16 protein-coding genes are annotated in these 17,864 nt (G+C 69.7%); 11 read left to right on the plus strand and 5 right to left on the minus strand.

The features are described from left to right. Positions 1-46: 46 nt before the first annotated feature. Complete coding sequence (locus KK483_RS28550; protein ID WP_262008086.1) at positions 47-1,339, plus strand: hypothetical protein; 1,293 nt, start codon at positions 47-49, stop codon at positions 1,337-1,339. A 172-nt stretch (positions 1,340-1,511) separates the two neighbouring features. Here KK483_RS28550 and KK483_RS28555 read toward each other — a convergent pair whose 3' ends face one another. Beyond that, entirely contained in the window at positions 1,512-2,537 is a 1,026-nt protein-coding gene (locus KK483_RS28555; RefSeq protein ID WP_262008087.1) for a polyprenyl synthetase family protein, read from the minus strand. Between the two features lie 717 nt (positions 2,538-3,254). Here KK483_RS28555 and KK483_RS28560 point away from each other — a divergent pair. From KK483_RS28560 to KK483_RS28590, 7 genes are all read left to right on the plus strand, one after another. Next, positions 3,255-4,586 (plus strand): cytochrome P450, encoded by a 1,332-nt coding sequence (locus KK483_RS28560; RefSeq protein ID WP_262008088.1) that lies wholly within the window; start codon positions 3,255-3,257, stop codon positions 4,584-4,586. Between the two features lie 167 nt (positions 4,587-4,753). Beyond that, complete coding sequence (locus KK483_RS28565) at positions 4,754-5,782, plus strand: hypothetical protein (RefSeq protein ID WP_262008089.1); 1,029 nt, start codon at positions 4,754-4,756, stop codon at positions 5,780-5,782. Then, entirely contained in the window at positions 5,769-6,638 is an 870-nt protein-coding gene (locus KK483_RS28570; protein ID WP_262008090.1) for a class I SAM-dependent methyltransferase, read from the plus strand. Before KK483_RS28565 ends, KK483_RS28570 begins: the two co-directional genes overlap by 14 nt. Before the next feature lie 59 nt (positions 6,639-6,697). Continuing rightward, the gene (locus KK483_RS28575; RefSeq protein ID WP_262008091.1) at positions 6,698-8,056 is read left to right on the plus strand and encodes a cytochrome P450; all 1,359 of its coding nucleotides are present in this window, start codon (positions 6,698-6,700) and stop codon (positions 8,054-8,056) included. Continuing rightward, positions 8,053-9,078 (plus strand): hypothetical protein, encoded by a 1,026-nt coding sequence (locus KK483_RS28580; protein WP_262008092.1) that lies wholly within the window; start codon positions 8,053-8,055, stop codon positions 9,076-9,078. Before KK483_RS28575 ends, KK483_RS28580 begins: the two co-directional genes overlap by 4 nt. After that, positions 9,075-10,178, plus strand: a complete 1,104-nt coding sequence (locus tag KK483_RS28585; RefSeq protein ID WP_262008093.1) for a TIGR03857 family LLM class F420-dependent oxidoreductase — start codon at positions 9,075-9,077, stop codon at positions 10,176-10,178. The genes KK483_RS28580 and KK483_RS28585 overlap by 4 nt, the downstream gene beginning before the upstream one ends. 510 nt (positions 10,179-10,688) lie before the next feature. Further along, positions 10,689-11,159 (plus strand): hypothetical protein, encoded by a 471-nt coding sequence (locus KK483_RS28590; protein WP_262008094.1) that lies wholly within the window; start codon positions 10,689-10,691, stop codon positions 11,157-11,159. A 126-nt stretch (positions 11,160-11,285) separates the two neighbouring features. Here the strand turns inward: KK483_RS28590 and KK483_RS28595 are convergent, their stop codons facing one another. Then, the gene (locus tag KK483_RS28595) at positions 11,286-12,023 is read right to left on the minus strand and encodes a peptidyl-tRNA hydrolase (protein ID WP_262009718.1); all 738 of its coding nucleotides are present in this window, start codon (positions 12,021-12,023) and stop codon (positions 11,286-11,288) included. 76 nt (positions 12,024-12,099) lie between these two features. Between KK483_RS28595 and KK483_RS28600 the strand changes: the two genes are divergently transcribed. Next, positions 12,100-12,777 (plus strand): AIM24 family protein, encoded by a 678-nt coding sequence (locus KK483_RS28600; RefSeq protein ID WP_262008095.1) that lies wholly within the window; start codon positions 12,100-12,102, stop codon positions 12,775-12,777. A 173-nt stretch (positions 12,778-12,950) separates the two neighbouring features. Continuing rightward, a complete protein-coding gene (locus tag KK483_RS28605; RefSeq protein WP_262008096.1) occupies positions 12,951-14,210 on the plus strand; it encodes a S1 family peptidase in 1,260 nt (419 codons plus the stop codon). Between the two features lie 108 nt (positions 14,211-14,318). On the opposite strand, the gene KK483_RS28610 is transcribed toward KK483_RS28605, so the two are convergent. The 3 genes from KK483_RS28610 to zapE all read right to left on the minus strand — a co-directional run bounded on the left by KK483_RS28610 (position 14,319) and on the right by zapE (position 17,090). Next, positions 14,319-15,194, minus strand: a complete 876-nt coding sequence (locus KK483_RS28610) for a PPK2 family polyphosphate kinase (RefSeq protein WP_262008097.1) — start codon at positions 15,192-15,194, stop codon at positions 14,319-14,321. 309 nt (positions 15,195-15,503) lie between these two features. After that, entirely contained in the window at positions 15,504-15,929 is a 426-nt protein-coding gene (locus tag KK483_RS28615) for an OsmC family protein (RefSeq protein ID WP_262008098.1), read from the minus strand. A 51-nt stretch (positions 15,930-15,980) separates the two neighbouring features. Beyond that, positions 15,981-17,090 carry a cell division protein ZapE gene (gene zapE, locus KK483_RS28620; protein WP_262008099.1) on the minus strand — a complete coding sequence of 370 codons (1,110 nt, stop codon included), beginning with the start codon at positions 17,088-17,090 and terminating at the stop codon, positions 15,981-15,983. On the opposite strand from zapE, the gene KK483_RS28625 reads away from it, so the two are divergent. Continuing rightward, positions 17,089-17,853: a pyrimidine reductase family protein gene (locus KK483_RS28625; protein ID WP_262008100.1), complete on the plus strand. Its 765-nt coding sequence runs from the start codon at positions 17,089-17,091 to the stop codon at positions 17,851-17,853. The genes zapE and KK483_RS28625 overlap by 2 nt on opposite strands. Positions 17,854-17,864 lie beyond the last annotated feature (11 nt).

Raw genomic sequence — 17,864 nt, forward strand, 5'->3', positions numbered from 1 at the left:
CGCCGGTCGGGCTCTACTGAGGGAACGCCCCGGAAGGAGATGCACCATGTGGCAACAGCAGGTCGCCGCCTACCGCGAGAGCCTCGCGCTGATGCCGGACGGGCCGTTTCGGCGGTTCGCCGAGTGGGCCGCCGGGCGGCCCGGCTGCGCCGAGCGGTGGCTGCAGCTCAACGGTCTCGCGCAGAACGCCAAAATGGCGGAGCATCTCGTGTCGGGGCTCTTCGACGCGGCCGAACTGAACAGACTCGCCGGTCTCTTCGGCGGCATGAACGCTCATCTGGTCTGCGAAATGGCCTCCGACCATCTGGCCATCGGGCTGGCGGACCCACCGCCGCACGACCTCGGTGCCGCGGAGCGACGCGAACTGCTCGTCGGCTTCAACAACGCCACGATGCACCGGCTTGCGGGCGGTGGGAGTGGCGAGGCCCGCGAGGCCGTGCTGGCGCTGCGGCCGCTCGCGCACGGCGTATCGTTCTTCCGGCAGAGCCTCGGCGGCGGCGAATTCCAGACGCTCGCCGACGCGTTCGAGCGGCTGCACCCCGGGGAGCGTGCCGAGGAGGTGGCGGCCGACGTGCTGCCCGTGCTCACCGCCAACATCGAGTGCACCGTCGCCCAGGTGGAGAACGTGCGCGGGCTCGCCTCGGAGGAACTCGTCCGCTCCGGCCTCGTCCGCCGGTACGCAGGGGTGAACCGGCTGCTGACGAAGGAACTGACCGCGGAGGAACTGCTCTCGACCGGGCTGGACACGAGCCTCGCGATCTCCACACTCGGCTATGTTGCCGGCGTCATCGCTGAACTCGTCCGCCCGAACCCCGCCTTCGCCGAGGCGATCGACCGGATCGAGGCCACTCTGGAGAGCGCCGCGCTGATCCTGCGCCTCCTCAACGACTGCGGCACGCCCCTGATGGAACAGCAGGCCGTGCGGGACGCCCTCCTGGCCCGGCTCGCCGCCACGCTCAGCGACGCCGCCGTATCCGCAGACGCCGCGACGCTGAGGAACCTGCTGCTGGACGCCGGGCCGCGCGACGCCCTGGCGCGGCTTCGCAAGGACGTCGTCCACGGGGAGTCCAACGTCTGCCTCGACGGCCTCCGGAACCTCCCCGCCACCCCGGACGCACTCCGGCTGTTCGGCGAGCGCCTCGCTCTGGCGGCCACCCGTTACCGTACGGCCTCAACAGTCCTGAACACCCAATTGAGGTGTCTCTCCAGGCAGTTGGGCGATGCCACGATCTGCACCATGATCGCGCGATGCGTGTCGTTCCACCGGCGGATGTATGCGCGCGCCTACGAGGACGGCGTCGACGGCGAATACGCGGTGGCGCTTCCCGCCGTCGAGTGAGCGTCCTTGAGGGCGCTCTTCCGGGCTTCTTCTCCAGGCGCAGAGCAGCCGGGACCGAGGCGCGGACGTGGCCGGGGGCGCGTACAGGTACTCGTCAGGGCGCGCCGGCCCAGGGCCGCCGTGGCACAGATGCGGCCGGCTTCTTCGATCGCGCCGGCGTCGATCCGTCTCCTCACGCGGTCCGGTCGAGCAGGTAGCCGGCGAGCGCGGTCAGGTCGGCCGCCGGGCCGGGTCGGGGTGCGGCCGACTCCATGGCGTGCAGGGCGCGCCGGTGGTGGGTGCGGGCGTGGTTCTGCGCGTGTCGGAGGCCGCCTGCCTCTGCGACAAGGGCGGCGGCAGCATGCAGTTCGTCTCCGGTGAGGGGGCGCTCAACGAGCCGGGCGAGGCGGGTCGAGGCCGGGGTCACGGTGGCGAGAGCCGACAGCAGCGGGAGGGTCTTCTTGCCGCGGGCCAGGTCACCGCCGGCCGGTTTGCCGGTCCGGCGGGGATCGCCCCACATACCGAGGACGTCGTCGACGGCCTGGAAGGCCAGGCCCAGTTCGCTGCCGAACCGGCGGTAGGCCGCGACGGTGTCGCTGTCCGCCCCGGCGAAGGCGGCGCCCATGGCGGCGCCGGCGCCGAGCAGGGCACCGGTCTTGTCACGGGCCATGGCCAGGTACTCGTCCACGGTGACCGCTTCGGGCCCGGTGAAGGGGCGTGACTCAAAGGCGAGGTCATCCGCCTGGCCGCGCATCAGAGCTCCGAGGGAGTCCGCCAGTTCGGTGCAGGCGGTGCCGAGGCCCGTGCGGGCGACGGTGGACAGGGCCAGCGCCAGCATCGCGTCCCCGGCGAGCACGGCGGGCCCGGAGCCGAAGGTCTTCCACACGGTCGGGCGGCTCCGGCGGAGCTCGTCGCCGTCCATGATGTCGTCGTGCACCAGTGAGAAGCCGTGCACCAGTTCGACGGCGACGGCCGCGGGCACCGCCACCTGCGCGGTCCCGCCCGCGGCCTCCGCGGCGAGCAACGTGAGCGCGGACCGGACCCCCTTCCCGCCGGGGGCGGAGGCGGAGCTTCCGTCGGCGGCGCACCAGCCGAAGGCGTACCCGCCCATCCGGGCGAGGGCGGGGTGCAGCCGGCCCACGGCGGCCTTGAGCGCGGGCTCCACGAGGGGTTTGAACCGGAGGAGCGGGTCGGGGACGAGGACCGGTGCGCGGGTCATGCCTCCAGTGCAACCGCATCCCCCTGCCGTGTGGAACTGCCCCATGGTGCGAAGGTGTTGAAGACGTTGCACGGTCGGCACCGCACATCGCGGCCGGGTAGATGAGGGAGGCCCCGCTCCCGGCTGGTCACCCCTCGGGCGCCGTGGGCCGGTGGGCCGGTGGGCCACTGCAGGCCGCTGCTGATCGCTGCCGCCGGCTCTCCGTTGCCGGTGTCGCCCTGTGCCTGTTCTCCGCCGCCGCCCAGCTCGTGAACACCGACCGCCGCCACTGGCTGCGTCTGCCCGCCCGATGGCCCTGGACCGACATCATCACCACACGACCGGCAGGCTCCACATCCTCCCGAACCCCGGCTGACCAGACGCTTCAACCGTCCCGGCCTCCGCCTGAGCGGGGGAGCGGAACCTCTCAAGCCCCTTGAGACTGCTGCCAGTTCGCACTGCATCCTCGAATGCCGACCCTCGCGATCTCGGCAGATGACCGGCCGGCCTCGTCGAAGAAGGCGGCGCTCGGCCGACGTCCTGGGCCCCGGCCGCCTCTGTGGCGAAAGGCTCGTATCCACCCTTTTCCACAGCATCTTGCCAAAGATGGCATATAGGCACACAATAGATGGAATGTCATTTTTGGGCGAGATATTGCCCTCTGGTAGGTGACCAAGTTCTGCCCACCACCGGTTGCGGTGGCTCTGGATTGGCCTGCGCTTGCGGAAAGGGGCCTCAGTGGCGTCACGAAGTGTTCCTCCGCGGGCGCCTGGCGCCTGGCCGCTGCTAGGACACGCGCCCACCCTCATGCGCCGCCCGCTGGACTTCATGCGGTCCTTGGCCGACCTCGGCGACGTGGTGCGCGTACAGCTGGGCATGGTGAACGCCTACGTGGTTACGCATCCGGAGCTCGTCCACCAGATGCTGGTCACCGATGCTCGCGAATACTCGCGTGGACTCGCCCACAGCAGGTCGAGGACGCATTTCGGGAACGGGCTGGTGTTCAGCGACGGAGAGATCCATCGTCTGCGCCGCCGGATGATTCAACCTGAATTCCGCCACGCGTCCCTGGCCCGGCATACGTCGGTGATGAAGTCGGCCGTCGCCGACGTCACGGCCACGTGGCGCCATGGGAAGCCGCTGGAGATGACGGATGAGATGGCTGCGCTGGCGTTGGAAACAGTAACGCGGAGCTTATTCACCGACCTCACCGAGGACTCCGCCCGCGCCATCCAGCGCTCGGTGCCGATCCTGATGCGGGGCGGTATCCAGCGGGTCGTGGCTCCCCTTTGGACGGCTCGGTTGCCGCTGCCTGTCAACCGCCGCTTCCGGCGGGCCTTGTCCGACGTCGGCGTAGTGGTAGACAACGTGATCAGCGCCAGCCGGTCCGGCCGTGACAACTGCGGTGACCTCTTGTCCACGCTCCTCCATGCTCGGGGAGAGGACGGCAGGACGCTGAGCGATCAGGAGATCCAAGACGAGATCGTCGCCTTCTACATGGCCGGGGTGGAGACCTCCTCCTCGGCCCTTGCGTGGCTGTTCTACGAGATCGGGCGGAATCCGGGGATGGAAGACCGTCTCCACTCGGAGCTGGACAGCGTGCTCGATGGCAGGACTCCCGAGTACGGCGACCTTCCGCGGCTGGAGTACCTCGGCAGAATCGTCTCCGAGGTGCTGCGCGAATACTCGATCTGGTTCCAGATGCGGCGCACGCGTCGCCCGGTGCGGCTCGGCAGCGTCAGGCTGCCCGCCGGGGCCCAGATGATCTACAGCCCCTACCTTCTGCACCACGATCCGCGCTGGTTTCCCGAGCCCGACCGTTTCGACCCCGACCGGTGGTTACCCGAGAGGGTCCAGGACATTCCCAGGCACGCGTTCATGCCGTTCGGTGCCGGCTCGCACACATGTATAGGGGGCAACTTCGCGGTCGTCGAGTACATGACGGACCTCGCCGTCATCTGCTCGCAGTGGCGTCTGCGCCCGGCTCCGGGACACGCGGTCCACAAGGAGATTCACGCGACCGTACACCCCGGCAGGCTCGTGATGATCCCTGAACGGAGACACCGCTAGATGCACACGCTTGCGAGGGGACCACGCCTGGGCCACGCGGGGGCATGGAAACGGCATGCGTCCGCCGGTGGTTCACGCCTTCTCCTCGCGCGAAGGAACCTGTCTGCCGTGTGGAGCGCTGCTGTTCCGCACTCGGGGAACGACGAAAGAATGCGAGGAGGTCGGCCGTGAAAGGACCCCACAGCTCGCGTGCGCCTTCATTCCGCTGGGGAGAGGCGACTGCCTGGGTTCTCAACGGTTCGAGTTGGAGCAACCTGATCGGCCCCAGAGAGCACCCCGACTCCTACCCGGAAATCCATACGGCGATGCGCGACAGCCCGGATGAGTGGTGGGTCAATGAGCGAGTCGACCGTGAGGCCATTGAAGTCGGCTGCGTCATGCTGGAATTGCTCTCGCCATCAGGCCCCACGGATCGGGACCGGGAGTCCCTGGCCCTCCTGATGGGCCTGACCGCACTCAATGATTCCTACAGCGTCCAGGATCGATACGAAGACATCTTCGCGAAGCGTCTGTGCGGACACTCGGTCAATGACTGGATCTCGCGGGCATCGGCTGCCACTGATTCATGGACCGCGCAGCAGATCCGCGACTGCCTACGAGTGCAGGTGCGCGCGCTCACCGCCCAACGCAGGAAATCATCTTCCTCTACGCAATTCCCGGACGCAGTCGAGCAAGTGCGTCGCAATCGCACGGACTACCGCGAGTATCTACGGTGGCGGACGGCCGAGGGATGCTACTACGGCGTCATGTTGATGGCTGCTGTGGCCTCCGGAACAGAAATCCGAGACATACCGGAAAAGAGAATCTTCGACACCCTGGAAGCTGCCATCGTCAGCTTTGACGTCCATGGTTTCCTGCGGCATACGCACGAGGACGAGACAGGTAACATCCTCCCCTACCTTCCAGGCGATCACATGCAAAGGGTGAACGCCTGCCTGGAATTGTTCACCAGGCTGTACCGACTGACCGCACATGCGTCAGACATCACAGCGGGCCAGAAAAGCTTCCTGCTGCGCTACATGACCAGTGCCGCACTCGTCACCTACATGCCCCTGAGATGGTCGCGAACGACACCGCTCCACCTGGCGTCACCCATCCCCGTGCCCGACGGCTGGACCCACGTCACAAACGAACCGCACCAGGCATTCACCTACAGCGACACGCTCACCCTTGGAGACGATCATGGAATTGACTGACTACCTGCAACTTGTCGCCGACCGGCAGGCACGTACCAACCGGTACGCGGAGGCGGTGCCGGCCTTCTACGGCATCGTGACACCGGTCTACCGTCACATCTGGACCGACTCATTCCACTTCACCTGGTTCAACGGTGAGGAGAGTCTTCTCGAAGCTCAATTACACCAGCAGCAACGCCTGGCCGACGACTCAGGGTTTCGACCCGGAATGCGCGTCCTGGACGTCGGGTGCGGAATCGGCGGCCCTACGAAGGCGGTGGCCGTCATGACTGGTGCTCACCTCACAGGCCTCAACATCACACCGGCCCAGATCGACGTCGCCGCCCGGGAATGCGATTCGACGAACCGGCACCTCGTCGACTTCGCCGTCGGAGACATGATGAAAATCCCCTTCCCGGCCCAGCACTTCGACGGTGTCTGCACCTTTGAGGCCATCTGTCACGCGCCCGAGAAGAGAGGAGCGTATGCGGAAATCGCGCGTGTCCTACGAGACGGCGGCGTTTTCATCGGCATGGACTGGTTCGTCCCTGACGGTCTGGACCGCGAGCGCTACGACGAAGTCATCGAGCCGATGTGTCAGACCGTGGCCATCCCCGACCTCATCTCCGTCGCAGAATTCCGTCGGAATATGGCAGCCTTCGACTTCACTGTGGACTTCGTAACGCCGTACGACCAGATGGGAGATATCAAACCCAACTTCGAGCGCTTCGCCGATGCCAAGCAGGGGGTCTCATCGATGAAGTCGGGTGCTCAGATGGAGATGATGATCGACGCACTCGACCTGATCCGAAAGGCCATCGACCGGGGCGATCTCATCCTGTCCTACTTCAAGGCCCGCAAGACCGGTGCCGCGTGAACTGCGCACGGCCCCCTCGGCAGGCGAGAGGGCCTACGCCGGGGGCGGGGATCCCGCGGATGCCGGGCGGCCACCCGTTCCTCGGGCACGCGCTGCAGCTGCGCTCCCGGCCACTGGAGTTCGTCCAAGCGCTGAGGACATACGGGGACATCGTCGCGTTCCGGCTGGGTCCGAGGGATGCGTACGCGGTCAACCATCCGGACCTCATCCGCCGGATGCTGACCACCGAAGCCAAGAGCTTCGCGAAAGGAAGGATGTTCGAAAAAGGGCGGCTGGTGGCCAGGAACGGCTTGTTCACGTCGGAGGGCGACTTCCATCTGCGGCAGCGCCGGATCATCCAGCCGCTGCTGCGCCGGGCGCACATCCAGCAGTACACGGTCACGATGCGGGAGATCGCGCACGCTCGGGTGGAGACCTGGCGCGATGGCCAGGAAATCCGCATGGACCGGGAACTGTTCGACGTGGCGCTGGACACGGTCACGCGGGTGCTGTTCTCCACCCGGATCGGTGACCACGGGGCTGCGGCCGTGTACCGCTCGCTGCCCGTCCTCTTGGAAGGACTCGGTAGGCGCGCCGTGGCACCGATCGACCTCCTGGACAAGCTGCCCACCGTCATGAACTACCGCTTCGCCAGGGCGCTTTCCCAGATGCGCCGCGTGATCGAGCACATCATTTCCGAATACCGCTCCCGCGGCGCCGATGCCGATGCCGACGCCGGCACTGCGGACCTGCTGGCGGCGCTGCTGGCGGCGCGCGATGAGGAGACCGGCGAAGGCATGAGCGATGAGCAGGTGTACGACGAGGTCGTCACCATGCTCATCGCCGGAACCGAGACCACCGCCGGGGCACTGAGCTGGGCGTGCTACCTGCTGAGTCGGCACCCGCGCATCCAGCAGCGCCTCCAGGCCGAGCTGGAGGAGCAGCTGGGCGAGCGGGATGTCGTCTTCGAGGACTTGGGAAAGCTCCGGTTTCTGCAGCAGGTGATAGCCGAAACACTGCGCCTGCACCCGTCGACGTGGATGCTCATGCGCAGTCCTGTCGCGGATGTCGAACTGGGAGGGCATCTCCTGCCTGTCGGCTCGACCGTGCTGTTCTCGATCTACGCTCTGCAACGCGACCCGTCGCTGTACCCGCGCCCGGATGAGTTCGACCCGGACCGCTGGGCGCCCGAACGTGCAGCGCTGATCCACCGGGACGCGTACATCCCCTTCGGGGCCGGTATTCGCGGATGCGCGGGTGAACAGTTCGCCCGCGCCGAAATGGCCATCATCCTCGGCGTCATACTTCGCCAGTTCATCCTGTGTCCGGGATCCGGTCCACCCGCGCGGCCGATCGTTCGGCTCATCCCCATGCCCAGCGCCATGCCGCTGATCGTCCACCGCCGACCGCGAGGCCCCGGTTTTCAGGAGGCCCGGTGAACTCCCTCGACGACGCCGTCTCCCGGGCCATCGCCTACCTGGTCAGGCAGCACGATGCCGCATACCCGGACGCGGCACATGTCATGGGCGCGTACTCGGCGGCGAAGTTCGTGGAACTGTACGCCGCGCGCTTCGGCATGCCGGCCGCGTATCTCCACAAGTTCTCCCGGTTCCGGTGCGAGGGCAAGGCCTTCCAGATCGCTTTGATCACCGACGCGCTCCAGGACGCGGTCGAAGCCGGCCACGGGGACTGCGGGCCTCTGATCGAGGAGAACGCCGCCTACCTGCGCACGAGCAAAGACGGACGGTCCTGGCGCTACTTTCCCGGCTTCGCCCCGCTGCCCTACGACGGCGACAGCCTCGGTGCGATCGCGCAGGTACTCGTCCGGGCCGGACACGCCCTTCCCGAGGACTTCGACGACGCCTTCGCCCTGGCCGCCGCGAACGCCTGGGAAGACGGGTCGGTGAGCACCTTTTTCTGCGAGGACCCGGACCCGCACCGGCGCACCGCACTGAACAAGGTCTGGGGCCGAGGCAGGGACGACACCGGGCGCGATGCGGAAGTGGTCGCCAACCTCATGTTCGGGGCCCTGCTGTACGAGCGACATGTCGGGCCCTGCGCCCTGGGCTCCCTGATCGGCCCCGCAGTCACATGGCTGGTCCAGCGGCAGCAGCCGATGGGGTTCTGGCGCGCCTCCTGGTATGTGGGCGTGTACTACAGCACCTACACCGCGGTGCGGCTACTGCACGCATACGGCGGACACGGCCAGGCCGCCGGGCGGGCCGCCCGTTTCCTCGCGCAGGCCAGGGCGTCCGATCCGCTCAACCGGGCACTCGCCGTGCTCGCTCTGGGGCACTGCGGCCACCCGCCCGACCGCCACGAGCTCGCCCTGATCGTCGGCAGCCAGTTCCCCGACGGATCGTGGGAGGCGATCCCGCTGCTGGACAACCACGCCCGTGTGTGGGGCAGCCGCGCCGTCACCACAGGTTTCTGCCTCAAAGCGCTCCTGGCGGCACCATGACCCCCTCGCCCCAGGCGCCGCTACCGCTCGGGTCGTACGTGCTGTCCGGCGGCACCACCGATCCACGCCTCGCCATCAGCCAGGCCCACGCCGCCGAACGCATCGGACTCGCCACACTCTGGATCTCAGAACGCCTCGGCCACCGCGACCTCGGCGTGGTGGCGGGCGCCCTCGGCTGGACGACCACCCGCGTGCACATCGGATCGGCGATCACCCCTTTCCATATCCGCCACCCGGCTGTCCTCGCCTCCCTGGCCAGTACCCTGCAGACCCTCACACAGGGGCGGTTCCTCCTAGGGCTGGGGCGTGGCGGCCCCTGGCTTGCCGGCCTCGGCGTCACACCCACCACCCCCGCCCAGGCAGTCGTCGACATCGCGGTCATCCTGCGCCGCCTGTGGGCCGGCGACACCGTCACCTACCACGGGCCCGCCGGGCACTACCCCCGCCTCAAGCTCGCCGGACCGCCACAGACCGTACCCACCCCCCTCCTCATGGCAGCCCTGGGACCGCGTTCGCTCCGGCTTGCCGGACAGCACTTCGACGGAGTGATCCTCCCCGCCTTCCTCACCCCACAGGCCGTGGCACAGATGACCGCCACCGTCCGCAGCGCCGCCGCAGCATCCGGCCGGGATCCCGCGGCACTCCGCGTCTACGCCACGGTCATCACCATCGCCAACCCCGCCCCCCAAGACCGGGACATCATCGCCGGCCGCGCTGTCGGCTACCTGCACCCGTCCCCACACGGCGAACGCATCGCCCACCTCAACGGCTGGGACCCTGCCCCCCTGGCACGGCTGCGCGTCCACCCCCTGCTGGCCGACCTCGACCAGGCACTGGCCGACGAGAAGTACCGTCCCCAGGAACTTGCCGGGCCGGCCCGTCTCATCCCGGACAGCTGGCTCACCGCCTCCACCGCAACCGGTCCCCCCGCCGTCTGCGCCCGTCGGCTGGCCGAATACCTCGACGCCGGTGCCAACGAACTCATCCTGCACGGCAGCCCACCCGACCACCTCTCACCCGTCACCACCGCCTACCACCGCGCGACCGCACCGGGTCCCTTGCCGACCGCCGACGCAGACCACCCCCACCTGCCACGCTAGGTCGTGTCTTCAAAGTCCCGTCTGCCCGGCGACGCCTGGCACGCACTCCCCCGTAGCCCTTCGGGCACGGGAGGTGCCCCCCACGCTGCGTTGTCGTCGGTCGCCGATGTCCCCCGTGGCCCTTCGGGCATGGGAGGTGCCCCCACCGCATGGACTCCATCCTCCGCCTTGCGATCGCACGCACCAGACGCCTCCGGGCCCGCCCTTCGGGCGGACGACGCCACTTCGAAGACACTCCCTAGCGGCCCCACAGCCCTGCTCCGCGGTGCCTGCACAGGCGGCCGCGGCCTGGGCCGCCGGGAGAAGACCCGCCGACTGATGGAACCCTCAAGCCACGACGGGACCTTCGGACCGCCGCCTACGAGGCGACGCATGAGCAGCTGACTGACTGGGGCCGGTCTCGGTCATGCCACGCCTACCCGGCGGGGTGTTGTGGGCGGCTGGTGGACGCCGCTCGTGATGGGAGAAAGCCGTTTGACAGACCGGGCCCGGTTCGCGAATCGTCGGCGCATGATGAAGACCGCCCCGGCTGGTCGCCCGTTCCGGGTTGATGCGGCCCGCTGGCGCGCCTCGTATACCGACGACTGTTCTGTGCCGGTCGGCATCCCGTTTTCGGAGTTTCTGGACGAGTTGGCCGAGGCGCTGCGGGATCCCGATCCGCAGATCCGCGACGGTGAGCCGTACGTGGTGCTCCGCACCTGGATTGAGCGGGATGTGGTGGCGGGTGAGCCGCGGGCGCGGCTGGGCGCGTTGATGGCCGGTCGCTTCACCGATCCGGCGATCCAGGCCCGTGCCTTCGCCCCTCTGGTGCTGGACATGATCGTCGGCCGGGGCGACTACGATCCTGCCTGGCAGGCGGCCTTCACTCGCTGGTTTCCGGCAGAGGAGGACCTGCGTGGCTGGAAGCGCTTGACGTGTGCGCAAACCGACGTCGCGCCCAGGCAGGACTTCGCGGACGTGCTCGGACCTCGACGGCCCTGACTACGGCTCCAGGCATCCAATCGTGCCACTGCCGTGTTGCCATCGCGGGGCAGGGAGGCATGGGGGTGCCGTCCATCGAACTCGCTCGGAGACGGAACGGCTCGTCCACAGGCTCACGAGCGCCGATCACGCAGGTCGGTGCACAAAACGGCCGCCCCCTTCGACAACGACAGTGGTTTCCCCCGGCGCGATCTCCGTGAAGCCCGCGTCGCGGACCGTCGGCAGCCCGCTCGTCGTGAGCCGGGCCCACTCGGTGGCATCCGCGGTGTGTACGGAGAGCGGGAAGCCGGCCTCGCGCCACGCCTTGCGGGCGGTCTCGTCCATGTCCCACCACAGCACGTGGACGCCGTGGCCGACCTGTGCCATCTCCTTGCCGGTCGACATCCGCAGACCGGGGTTGAGCCAGACCCGCGCCTCCTCGGCCAAGCGCGACGGCGGCTCTTCGGGGTCCTGCTCGGGGTCCTCCAGCTCCGTTCCCGACACCTGGAGCTTCGCCAGTTCCTTGGGCCAGGCGTCGACCGGCACCGGCGGGAACACCCGTACCTCCGCCGACCCGTTCGCCACCGTGATCCCGGGAAGCGCCGACGCCTTGCGCCACTCCGCTCCGCGCGCCCGCCGCACCACCTTGCGGATCCGGGCGTCCTGCCAGTCCCGCATGGCCTGCGCCCACTCGCCGTCCCCGAGCGAGCGCTCGTCGGAGAGGAGCACGAGCACCGCGCGCGCCGCGGTCTCCAGCGCGTCGGTACGGGACGGCGGGGCGTCCTTCTCGATCCGGACGACGAGCGGGAGTGCGTACTGGGGGGCCTCGTCGCGCGAGGTCTCCTCGTGGTGGAAGGGGCTGTCGGTGGTGTTCACCCGTCCCAGTCTGCCAGCCGCCCGTCGGGGCCCGGCCCGGCAGGGATATTGGCGGAATGGGGAGCTCCGGGTGACCATGCTCCGCATGAAGAGCGATCTCTTTGCCAGTGAGCACATGGCGCAGCAGGCGACCGTCCCCGGTATGAGCCTGCAGAACTCCAAGTCGATCAAGTACGCCGTCCAGGGGGAGATGCTCGCACGGCAGGGCGCGATGGTCGCCTTCCGCGGGAATCTCCAGTTCGAGCGCAAGGGCCAGGGGATCGGCGGCATGCTCAAGCGTGCGGTCACCGGTGAGGGGCTGGCGCTGATGGCGGTGCGCGGCCAGGGCGAGGCGTGGTTCGCGCACGAGGCCGCGAGCTGCTTCATCGTCGACATCGAGCAGGGCGACGCGCTCACGATCAACGGCCGCAACGTGCTGTGCTTCGACTCGACCCTGTCGTACGAGATCAGGACCGTGAAGGGCGCCGGGATGACCGGCGGCGGCCTCTTCAACAGCGTCTTCACCGGTTACGGCAAGCTCGGCGTCATCTGCGAGGGCAGCCCCATCGTCATACCCGTCACGCCCGAGCAGCCGGTGTACGTCGACACGGACGCGGTCGTCGGCTGGAGCGCCCAGCTGAACACGTCGCTGCACCGTTCGCAGTCCATCGGCTCGATGCTGCGCGGCGGTTCGGGCGAGGCGGTGCAGCTGATGCTCCAGGGGCAGGGTTTCGTGATCGTCAGGCCCAGCGAGGCGACACCGCAGAGGGCGTCGGCCGGTTGAGGCCCAGTCCCGTGCAGATGCCGGTGCGAGTGGCATCCTGACGAGGCGTCAAGAAAATTTCTTTGCAGCGGCGATGAACAGAACACCTCCTGCCATCCGTATGAAGGGCCGGACGCGTCCCCCGGTCGTCCCTCTCGGCGACCGGAGTCCGTACCCCCGCAGGAGGCGAAGAGTTGAGTCACAGGCGAATACCCAAGCGGAAGGCGATACTCGCGGGAGCCGGGGCGGTGGGCATCGCCGCAGCGGCCATATTGCTGCCGCAAGCCAACGCTTCGCAGTCCGGGACGGAGGACGACCGGTCCGCCGCCCCGAGAAAGATGACCGCCGCGTCCGCTTCGGAGCTGCTCCGGCAACTGGGCGAACAGCTCGGTGACTCCTACGGCGGCGCGTACTACGACGCAGGAAAGCAGCAGCTCGTCGTGAACGTCGCCGGCGGCGACGACGCCCGCGACGACCTCGACGCGCGGGTCCGCGAGGCGGGCGCGGTGGTCAGGAGCGTGGAGAACAGCTCGGCCGAGCTGGCGTCCGCCACCGACTCGCTGTCCCGTCGGGCCGCCGTACCGGGGACGGCCTGGGCCGTCGACCCGCGCACCAACCGGATCCTCGTCACCGCGGACCGCACCGTCACCGGCGAGAAGTGGGACCGGGTCGAAGCGGCGGTCGCGGCGCTGGGCGACGGCATGGCCCGGATCCAGAAGTCCACGGGCGAGTTCAAGCCCTTCATCGAGGGCGGCGACGCCATCTTCGGCGGCGGCGCGCGCTGCTCGCTCGGCTTCAACGTCACGACGCAGGACGGACAGCCCGGCTTCCTCACCGCAGGCCACTGCGGTGTCGCGGCCGACCAGTGGTCGGAGCAGGCCGGCGGAGCGCCCATCGGCACCGTCCAGGACGCCGTGTTCCCGGGCGAGGGCGACTTCGCGCTCGTGACGTACGACGACCCGGCCACCGAGGCCCCGAGCGCCGTCGACGCCGGCGACGGGCAGCTGGTGGAGATCCGGCAGGCCGCCGAAGCGGCCGTCGGCCAGGAGGTCTTCCGCATGGGCAGCACCACCGGGCTGCGCGACGGCCAGGTCACCGGGCTCAACGCCACGGTGAACTACCCGGAGGGCACGGTCACCGGTCTCATCCAGACGAACGTCTGCGCGGAGCCCGGCGACAGCGGTGGCGCGCTGTTCACTCCGGACGGCGACGCGATCGGTCTCACCTCGGGCGGCAGCGGTAACTGCACCTCGGGCGGCGAGACGTTCTTCCAGCCGGTGACCACCGCACTCGCGGCGGTCGGCGCGGAGATCGGGGCGGGTGCCGGCGGACAGCCAGGCGAAGAGCCCGGTGGGGAGACCGGCGGACAGCCCGGCGAGGAACCCGGTGGGGAGACCGGCGGACAGCCCGGCGAGGAGCCGGGCGCGGGGATAGACGCCCCCGCCGGCAACTGACACGGCCCCGGGGCCCCGGTGCACAATCCGGGGCCCCGGGCAGTCGGTTGCCCGTGCACGGTGCCTTCCGCCCTCACGGTGCTTTCCGCCCTTACGGCGCCTTCCGCGTCACGGCGCCAGAAGCCGCTTCCTGCTCTCCTCCACGTCGAACCCGCCCGCCGGGTACCGCGGATCCAGCTCCTCCAGATGCTCCTGGAGCAGCCGGCTGACCGCCCAGTTCCGGTACCACTTGCGGTCGGCCGGCACGACGTACCAGGGCGCCTCGGGCGTCGAGCAGCGCGTGAGGGCCAGCTCGTACGCCTTCTGGTACGCGGGCCACAGCGCACGCTCCTCGATGTCGCCCACGTTGAACTTCCAGTGCTTGTCCGGGTTGTCGAGCCGCTGGAGCAGCCGCCGCCGCTGCTGCTCGTACGAGATGTGCAGGAACACCTTGATCAGCGTCACACCGTCCTCGGCGAGCGCTCTCTCGAACGCGTTGATCTCGTCGTAGCGGCGGCGGATCCGCTCCCGAGGGGCCAGGTCGCGCACCCGGGCGATGAGCACGTCCTCGTAGTGCGAGCGGTCGAAGATGCCGATCTCGCCGGAGCGCGGCAGCTCGCGGTTGATCCGCCAGAGGAAGTGGTGGTCCTGCTCCTCGGGGGTCGGGGCCTTGAACGCCCTGACCCGGCAGCCGGCCGGGTTGAAGTGCCCGATCACGTGCTTGACCGTGCCGCCCTTGCCGCAGGTGTCCATGCCCTGGAGCACCAGCAGCAGCCGGCGGCGGTCGCCGGCCGTGCCCGCCGCGTACAGGCGTTCCTGGAGCTCCGCGAGGCGCTCGGCCATGGCGGCCGTCGCCGCGACGCCCGCGGCCTTGTCCTCGGGGCCGGCCGGGACGGCCTCGGCGTCGTACGCGGCGAGGTCGGTCTCCGCGCCCGGCGGGACGCGCAGCAGATCACGGAGCCGGTCGGGCCTGTCGTCCTTCTTCTTCGTGTTCTTCGTCGCCACTGGCTCTTCCTTCCCGCGCGGGTCCGGCCTTCCGATCCTCCGCCGGATCGGGTGCCGCCGCGAGCGAGGTGTGGAGGAAGAGGAGGTTCACGAGGAACGACGCCACCGGGGCCGGGGCGGGAGCCGGGGCCGGGGCCGGGGCCGGGGCCGGGGCCGGCGTCGGGGCCGAGCTCGACGCGGCGCAGGTCCGGCACGCGGGCCGCGCACGATCCGGCACGCGAGCCCGGCACGCGAGCCCGGCACGGTGCGCACAGCACGGCCCCGCACGGTGCGCACACCGTGCGGGGCCGGAGAGCCGCCGGACGAGGGTTACGCCAGCTTGGCGCTGAGCGTGATCGTCGTACCCGTCAGCGCCTGGCTCACCGGGCAGTTCTTCTTGGCCTCCTCGGCGGCGACCTGGAAGCCCTCCTCGTCGAGGCCCGGTACCTCGCCCTCGACGGTCAGGTGGATACCGGTGATGCCCTCACCGGGCTGGAAGGTGACATCGGCCTTGGTCTCCAGCCGGGTGGGCGGGGTGCCCGCACCGGTGAGGCCGTGCGAGAGCGCCATCGAGAAGCAGCTGGAGTGGGCGGCGGCGATCAGCTCCTCGGGGCTGGTCTTGCCGTTCGCCTGCTCGGCGCGCGAGGGCCAGGAGACGGGCTGGCTCGGAATGCCGGAGGAGTCGAAGGTGACGACGCCCGAGCCCTTGAGCAGCTCGCCTTCCCAGACGGTGTGCGCCGTACGCGTGGTGGCCATGATGGATCCCTTCTCAATGACGTCCATGAATCGGTTCCAACCGGCCCCAACCTACTGGTCCACAAGCCCTTTCGCGTCCCGCGCCAGCGCCGTCAGCCGGGAGATCGCCCGGAAGTACTTCTTCCGGTAACCGCCGTTCAACATCTCGTCGCTGAACAGCCGGTCGAAGGGGAGGCCCGAGGCGAGGACCGGTATCTCGCGGTCGTACAGCCGGTCGGCGAGGACGACCAGCCGCAGCGCCGTCGACTGGTCCGGGACCGGCTGCACATCGGTGAGGCAGACCGCCCGCAGCCCGTCCGTCAGCGCCCCGTAGCGGCTCGGGTGGACCCGCGCGAGATGTTCGAGGAGCTGGGGGAAGCCGTCGAGCGAGGCGCCGGGGGCGGCGTACGCGGCCTTGGTGACCTGCTCGTCCGTGAACGGCGGCGGGGCCTCGGGCAGCCCGCGGTGGCGGTAGTCCTCGCCGTCGATCCGCAGCGGCCGGAAGTGCGCCGACAGGCCCTGGATCTCGCGGAGGAAGTCGGCGGCGGCGAACCGGCCCTCGCCGAGCTTGCCGGGCAGCGTGTTGGAGGTGGCCGCGAGCGCCACGCCCCCGTCCACGAGCCTGCCGAGCAGCGTCGAGACGAGCACCGTGTCGCCCGGGTCGTCCAGCTCGAATTCGTCGATGCAGAGCAGCCGGTGCCCACTGAGCGTCTGCACGGTCTGCTGGAAGCCGAGCGCGCCGACCAGGTTCGTCAGTTCCACGAACGTGCCGAACGCCTTCAGGGCGGGCTCGGCCGGGGTCGCGTGCCAGAGCGAGGCGAGCAGATGCGTCTTGCCGACGCCGTAGCCGCCGTCCAGATAGACACCGCGCGGCGCCGCAGGGGCCGCCGGCTTCTTCGCGAACCAGCGGCGCCTGCCGCTCCCGGTCGCGTGCGCACCGCCCAGGCCCGCCGCGAACGAGCTCAGCACGGTGACCGCCTCGGTCTGGCTGGGCTGCTTCGGGTCGGGGACGTACGTGTCGAAGCGTACGGAGTCGAAGCGCGGCGGCGGCACCATCTCGGCGACCAGACGGTCGGCCGGGACATGGGGCTCGCGGGCGCACAGAGACAGCGGGACGGCTTCGGTCAGGGGCGTGGTCGGCACAGTCCCCAACTCTACGGGCCGTGTCACACTGCGCGACATGCGACGTCTTTTCCCTGTGAGCGACCCGACAGCCGACGCCCATGACCGGGAGTGGGGCCTGGACGAGCTGGCCGACGCGTACGCGTATCCGGCCGGGGACGGATCGTGGCTGCGCGCCAACATGGTCACCTCGCTGGACGGGGCCGCCCAGCACGGGGGCCGCTCCCAGCCGCTCTCCTCCGACACGGACATGCGGATCTTCGGGACGCTGCGGGCGCTGGCGGACGCGGTGGTCGTGGGCGCCGAGACGGTACGCCAGGAGGGCTACCGCCCGGCCCGCGCCCGGGAGGTCTTCGCGGAGCGCCGGGAGGCCGCCGGGCAGGGCCCCGCCCCCGCGATCGCCGTGGTCAGCGCGAGCCTGGAGCTGGACTTCGGCCTTCCGCTCTTCAGCTCGCCCCTGGTGCCGACGCTGGTCCTGACCGGCGCGGCGGCCGCCCCGGAGCGGTTGGCCGCGGCCCGGAAGGCGGGGGTGGAGGTGGTGGTCGCCGGCGACGGGCCCGGCGTCGAGCCCGCCCGCGCCGTGCGGGCCCTGGCCGAGAGGGGCCTGCGGCGGCTGCTCACGGAGGGCGGGCCGAGGCTGCTCGGCCAGTTCATCGCGGCCGGGGTGCTGGACGAGATGTGTCTGACCGTGTCGCCGACGCTGACCGCGGGGGACGCCCAGCGGATCGCCGGGGGGCCGTCGGTGGCGGTGCCCGAGCGGTTCGCGCTGGCGTCGCTGCTGGAGGAGGCCGGGTTCCTCTTCGCCCGCTACCGTCGGATCTGACAAGCAGCGGA

It is taken from the genome of Streptomyces sp. FIT100 (genome assembly GCF_024584805.1).
Taxonomy (GTDB): domain Bacteria; phylum Actinomycetota; class Actinomycetes; order Streptomycetales; family Streptomycetaceae; genus Streptomyces.

Excerpts from the sequence above, each read along its gene's own strand:
- KK483_RS28555 (WP_262008087.1), bottom strand. The coding sequence starts at position 2,537 with ATGACCCGCGCACCGGTCCTCGTCCCCGACCCGCTCCTCCGGTTCAAA.
- KK483_RS28590 (WP_262008094.1), top strand. The coding sequence starts at position 10,689 with ATGATGAAGACCGCCCCGGCTGGTCGCCCGTTCCGGGTTGATGCGGCC.
- KK483_RS28575 (WP_262008091.1), top strand. The coding sequence starts at position 6,698 with ATGCCGGGCGGCCACCCGTTCCTCGGGCACGCGCTGCAGCTGCGCTCC.
- KK483_RS28570 (WP_262008090.1), top strand. The coding sequence starts at position 5,769 with ATGGAATTGACTGACTACCTGCAACTTGTCGCCGACCGGCAGGCACGT.
- KK483_RS28615 (WP_262008098.1), bottom strand. The coding sequence starts at position 15,929 with ATGGCCACCACGCGTACGGCGCACACCGTCTGGGAAGGCGAGCTGCTC.
- KK483_RS28625 (WP_262008100.1), top strand. The coding sequence starts at position 17,089 with ATGCGACGTCTTTTCCCTGTGAGCGACCCGACAGCCGACGCCCATGAC.
- zapE (WP_262008099.1), bottom strand. The coding sequence starts at position 17,090 with ATGTCGCGCAGTGTGACACGGCCCGTAGAGTTGGGGACTGTGCCGACC.
- KK483_RS28600 (WP_262008095.1), top strand. The coding sequence starts at position 12,100 with ATGAAGAGCGATCTCTTTGCCAGTGAGCACATGGCGCAGCAGGCGACC.
- KK483_RS28550 (WP_262008086.1), top strand. The coding sequence starts at position 47 with ATGTGGCAACAGCAGGTCGCCGCCTACCGCGAGAGCCTCGCGCTGATG.
- KK483_RS28585 (WP_262008093.1), top strand. The coding sequence starts at position 9,075 with ATGACCCCCTCGCCCCAGGCGCCGCTACCGCTCGGGTCGTACGTGCTG.